The sequence below is a fragment of the Arthrobacter sp. Y3221157 genome (genome assembly GCF_059089865.1).
The window spans coordinates 1-5,399 of the sequence record NZ_JBNHFD010000133.1 but is presented as its reverse complement, the minus strand read 5'-3'; the positions used below and the strand labels follow the sequence as shown (position 1 = coordinate 5,399).

4 protein-coding genes and 1 pseudogene are annotated in these 5,399 nt (G+C 66.9%); 1 reads left to right on the top strand and 4 read right to left on the bottom strand.

What is annotated here, in order from left to right:
* Window positions 1-68: 68 nt before the first annotated feature.
* The 4 genes from gatB to AC5RTT_RS19400 form a co-directional block, all read right to left on the bottom strand.
* A complete protein-coding gene (gene gatB / locus AC5RTT_RS19415; protein WP_494146545.1) occupies window positions 69-1,448 on the bottom strand; it encodes an Asp-tRNA(Asn)/Glu-tRNA(Gln) amidotransferase subunit GatB in 1,380 nt (459 codons plus the stop codon).
* Window positions 1,448-3,022 (bottom strand): Asp-tRNA(Asn)/Glu-tRNA(Gln) amidotransferase subunit GatA, encoded by a 1,575-nt coding sequence (gene gatA, locus AC5RTT_RS19410; protein WP_494146544.1) that lies wholly within the window; start codon window positions 3,020-3,022, stop codon window positions 1,448-1,450. The genes gatB and gatA overlap by 1 nt, the downstream gene beginning before the upstream one ends.
* Before the next feature lie 3 nt (window positions 3,023-3,025).
* Complete coding sequence (gene gatC / locus AC5RTT_RS19405; protein ID WP_494010530.1) at window positions 3,026-3,322, bottom strand: Asp-tRNA(Asn)/Glu-tRNA(Gln) amidotransferase subunit GatC; 297 nt, start codon at window positions 3,320-3,322, stop codon at window positions 3,026-3,028.
* Between the two features lie 145 nt (window positions 3,323-3,467).
* Complete coding sequence (locus tag AC5RTT_RS19400) at window positions 3,468-4,952, bottom strand: CitMHS family transporter (RefSeq protein WP_494146543.1); 1,485 nt, start codon at window positions 4,950-4,952, stop codon at window positions 3,468-3,470.
* A 202-nt stretch (window positions 4,953-5,154) separates the two neighbouring features.
* Here AC5RTT_RS19400 and AC5RTT_RS19395 point away from each other — a divergent pair.
* Window positions 5,155-5,399: pseudogene (locus AC5RTT_RS19395) on the top strand (histidine kinase); the annotation flags it as partial.

The following is a 5,399-nucleotide window of genomic DNA, read 5'->3' as shown; positions in this document are numbered from 1 at the left end:
TGAGGTACTTCTCCCCCTGCGCGTTCTCGGTGGTGACCTTGCCCAGGGCTTTCCGCAGCACCGCGGCGTCAAAGGCGTAGATGCCCGAGTTGACCTCCGGCGTCGATGGCTTCCAGCAGGGGCCCGTCGTCGGACACGACGGCGAGGCCGCGCTTCTCGACGATCTCCGCCGGGGTGCCTTCACCGGCGAGCACTCCGTCCAGCACCTGCGACGCCATCTTGTTGTTGATCTTGCCGCCCTCAACCATGCGGGCAAGCTCAACGATGGTGGCGGGCTGGACGCCCAGCTGGCCGGGGTCCACGTCGGCGGCCTTGGCGCGGCCCACGATTTCGCCCATCCACCACTTGCGCGCCACGGAGGCACTGGCGCCTGCGGCAATGGTTTCCTCGATCTCGTCCAGGACGCCGGCGTTCACCACGTCGCGGAATTCGAGGTCCGAGTAGCCCCAGCTGGCCTTGAGCCGCTTGCGGCGCTCGGCCGGCGGCTCGGGCAGGGTGGCGCGGAGCTCCTCCACCCATTCGCGGGAGGCGACCACGGGAACCAGGTCCGGCTCCGGGAAGTAGCGGTAGTCGTCGGCGTCGGACTTGGCCCGGCCGGACGTGGTGGTGCGGGTGTCCTCATGCCAGTGCCGGGTTTCCTGGACGACCGGCTCGCCGGAGTCCAGGACGGCGGCGTGGCGCTGGATCTCGTAGCGGACGGCGTGTTCGACGGCGCGCAGCGAGTTCACGTTCTTCGTCTCGGAGCGGATGCCGAAGCGTTCGCGGCCGTGCGGGCGGAGCGAGACGTTGGCGTCACAGCGCACGTTGCCGCGTTCCATGCGCGCGTCGGAAACACCGAGGTTCTTCACGATCTCGCGGACCGCCGCAACGTAGGCCTTGGCCAGTTCGGGGGCCCGGGAACCGGCACCCTGGATCGGCTTGGTGACGATTTCCACCAGCGGAACGCCGGCCCGGTTGTAGTCCACCAGGGAGAAGTCGGCGCCGTGGATGCGGCCGGTGGCCCCACCCATGTGGGTCAGCTTGCCGGCGTCCTCCTCCATGTGCGCGCGTTCGATCTCCACGCGGAACACGGTGCCGTCCTCAAGTTCGACGTCCAGGTAGCCGTCGTACGCGATGGGCTCGTCGTACTGTGACGTCTGGAAGTTCTTGGGGGTGTCCGGGTAGAAGTAGTTCTTCCGGGCGAAGCGGCAGCTCTCGGCAATCTTGCAGTTGAGGGCCAGGCCGATCTTGATGGAGGACTCCACCGCCGTCTTGTTCACCACCGGCAGGACGCCCGGCATGCCGAGGTCCACCTCGTTGACATTGGTGTTGGGCTCGTCACCGAAGACGTTGGGCGCGGAGGAAAACATCTTGGTCTTGGTGTTGAGCTCCACGTGGACCTCGAACCCCAGGACGGGATCGTACTTCTCCATCGCCTCTTCGAAGCTGAGGATCGCGTCGGTGGTCATTATTTTGCCTCCTGGGTTTCGAGGGCCGCGGTACCGGCAAGGTCGGGGGCCTGGGCAAGCAGCGGTCCGCCCCACTTGGCCTCGAGCAGGGATTCCAGGACGGCGCCCACGCGGTACAGGCGGGCGTCCTCCCGGGCGGGTGCGAGCAGCTGGATGCCCACGGGCAGGCCGTCCTCGTCCGCCAGTCCGCCGGGCAGGGACAGCCCGGGAACGCCGGCCAGGTTGGCCGGGATGGTGGCGACGTCGTTCAGGTACATGGCCAGGGGGTCGTCCAGCTTCTCGCCGAGGCGGAAGGCCGTGGTGGGCGCCGTGGGGGAAATCAGGACGTCCGCCACGGTGAACGCGGCGTCGAAGTCCCGCTGGACCAGGGTGCGGACCTTCTGTGCCGAGCCGTAGTAGGCGTCGTAGTAGCCGGCGCTCAGGGCGTAGGTGCCCAGGATGATGCGTCGCTTGACCTCGTCGCCGAAGCCCGCAGCACGGGTGGCACCCATGACGCGTTCGATGGTCATGGGACCGTCCTCGGGCAGGACGCGCAGGCCGTAGCGGACGCCGTCGAACTTCGCGAGGTTGGAGGACGCCTCGGAGGGCATGATGAGGTAGTAGGCACCCAAGGCGTACTGGAAGTTGGGGCAGGAAACCTCGACGATTTCCGCTCCCGCTTCACGCAGCAGCTCCAGCGAATCGTTGAAGCGGTTCTCGACGCCGGCCTGGTAGCCCTCGCCATGCAGTTCCTTGATGATGCCGATCCGCAGGCCTTCGACGTTGCCGGTCTTCGCGGCGGCCACGAGGTCGGCCAGCGGGTCAGGCAGCGAGGTGGAATCGCGGGAGTCGTGCCCGCCGATGACCTGGTGCAGGAGTGCCGAGTCCAGGACGGTCCGGGAGACCGGGCCGATCTGGTCCAGCGAGGAGGCCATGGCGATGGCGCCGTAGCGGGAGACGCTGCCGTAGGTGGGCTTGACGCCCACCGTGCCGGTGACGGCGCCGGGCTGGCGGATGGACCCGCCGGTGTCCGTGCCGAGGGCCAGGGGCGCCTCGAAGGCGGCGACGGCGGCAGCGGAGCCACCGCCGGAGCCGCCGGGGATGCGGTCGAGGTCCCACGGGTTGCGGGTGGGGCCGTAGGCAGAGTGCTCCGTGGAGGAGCCCATGGCGAATTCGTCCAGGTTGGTCTTGCCCAGGATGGGCATCTTCGCGGCGCGGAGGCGCTCCACAACAGTGGCGTCGTAGGGGCTGTGCCAGCCCTCGAGGATCTTCGAGCCTGCCGTGGTGGGCTGGCCGATGGTGACGATGAGGTCCTTGACCGCGATGGGCACGCCAGCCAGGTAGTGGAGGCCCTCGGCCTCGGGTCCGCCGGCGGCACGGATGGCATCCACTTCGGCCGCGACGGCGAGCGCTTCCTCGGCGTTGATGTGCAGGTACGCGTTGACGCCGCGTTCGCCGCCGTCCACGTCGGCGATCCGGTCCAGGTGCGCCTGGACCACCTCGACGGCGGTAACTTCGCGGGCGCGCAGCTTGTCGGCCAGCTGTGCGGCGGAGAGCCGGATCAGGGCGGCGGCGCTGGTGTTCTGTTCAGTCATTGTTTAGTCCTCATCCAGGATTGCCGGAACCTTGAAACGGTTGTCGTCGGAATCCGGGGCACCGGAGAGTGCCTGTTCCGCCGTGAAGGTGTGGCCCACGACGTCTTCCCGGAAGACATTGCTCAGCGGGATGGGGTGGGACGTGGCCGGCACGTCGTCTCCGGCGGCTTCACTGACCGACTTGATCGCATCAACGATGACGGCGAGTTCTCCGGCCATCCTGTCCAGCTCATGAGCACTCATCTCGATGTGAGCGAGCTGCGCGAGATGCGCAACGTCGTCACGGTTGATCGCAGCCATGGATCTCCCCTGCAAAGTTCGGATTGGTTTCCGATCCATTCTAGTGGGGAAACGATGATGCCCGTCTGACGACCCCCAGCGGGCGTCAGACGGGCACCTTCATGCCGGGTTCGTTCACAAGGAACAGCACCGCGGCAGCTACAGACTAACCGATACCGATGGCTCCGGTCAGCATGCCGATTCCCAGCATGACCAGGGACACCACGGCGCTGCGCCACAGCACTTTCTTGTGGTGGTCGCCCAGGTCCACCTTGGCCAGGGACACCAGCAGCAGGATGGCCGGAACCAGCGGGCTCTGCATGTGGAACGGCTGGCCCGTGATGGAGGCGCGGGCCATTTCCGCGGCGCTGATGCCGTAGTGCGCGGCGGTCTCGCTGAGGACCGGCAGCACGCCGAAGTAGAAGGCGTCATTGCTCATGAAGAACGTCATGGGGATGCTGAGGACGCCGGTGATGACGGCCATGAACGGGCCCATGCTGGACGGGATGATCTGCACCAGCCAGGCGGACATGGCTTCCACCATGCCGGTGCCGGTGAGGACGCCGGTGAGGACGGAAGCGGCCATGACCATGCTGACCACCGCGACAATGGACGGGGCGTGGGCCACCAGCTGGGTGCCCTGGTCCTTGACCTTGGGGAAGTTCACCAGCAGGGCGATGGCGGAGCCCACCATGAAGACGTAGGGCAGCGGAACGAGGTCGGCGATGAGCATGCCCATGACGGCGACCGTGAGGGCCAGGTTGAACCAGAACAGGTTGGGGCGCAGGGTGCTGCGGTTGGGGTCCAGGGCGGTGTCGGCCATGGCCGTATCGCTGTCGTCCACCAGGTCTTCAGGACGGTCCAGCACTGCCACGGACGAGCCTTCCGGGGAGAGACCGCCGGCGGGGGCTGCTCCGCCGGGGTTGCCACCCGTGCGTCCACGGCCGGTTCCGGAACCGCTGCCCGCAGAGCCTGCGAAAGCGCCGCCGTCGAACTTCTCGGCAGTATCCGGGACGCCCCAGATTTCCGGCTGGGTGGCGCGGAGCCGGTTGCGCTCCTGCAGGCCGAGGAGCCAGGCGAAGGCGAGGACCACGGCAATGCCGGCGACCAGTGAGGGAAGCATGGGGACGAAGACGTCATTGACGTCGATTTCCAGTGCGGTGGCGGCGCGGGCGGTGGGGCCGCCCCAGGGGACGATGTTCATGGTGCCGTTGGCGAGGCCGGCCACGCAGGTGAGGACCACGGGGCTCATCTTGAGCCGCAGGTAGATGGGCAGCATGGCTGCGGTGGTGAGGATGAACGTGGTGGAGCCGTCGCCGTCCAGGGACACGGCGGCTGCCAGCAGGGCGGTGCCGAGCACAACCTTGGCGGGATCGTTGCCCAGCTTGCGAAGGATGAACTTCACCAGCGGGTCAAACAGTCCGACGTCGATCATCAGCCCGAAGTAGATGATGGCGAACATCAGCAGCGCCGCGGTGGAGGTCATGGACTTCATGGAATCCAGGACCATGTCCCCGATGCCCAGGCCGGCACCGGCGAAAAGTCCGAAAACGGTGGGGACGATGATCAGCGCCAGCACTGGCGTCAACTTTTTCGTCATGATCAGCACCATGAATACCGCGATCATGGCGAATCCAAGTATTACCAGCACAGCCGGCTCCTTCTTGTGAACGGCACCACAGCGTTGTGATGCGTGCTACAGACTGTAGGGTGGCCGCCGTCACGGCAGTGCCTTTGGCTCAATTGATTGGCATACTGCTTATTGGGAGCATTTTGCTCATTCTGCTCACGTGCTGCCGCGGCTGGTTCCGGCGGGGCCAGGTGGGCACAGCCGACCCGTATCAAGGAGGATCATGCAGCGTTCCGCGCCCCGACCGCCGCTGCGGTTCTCCACCCAGACGCTGCTGCTGCAGGTGGCCGTGGTACTGCTGGTGGTCCTGCTCAGCGCCGCCGTCCATGCGTGGCTGACCTATGACAGGGTTGGCAGCGACGCCGAAAGCCAGGCGCTGACGCTCGCCCGAACCGTCGCCTCCAACCCCTCCGTCCGGGCCGACGTGCAGGCCATCAGTGCGCGCGAGGGCACTCCCCCGCCGGCCGA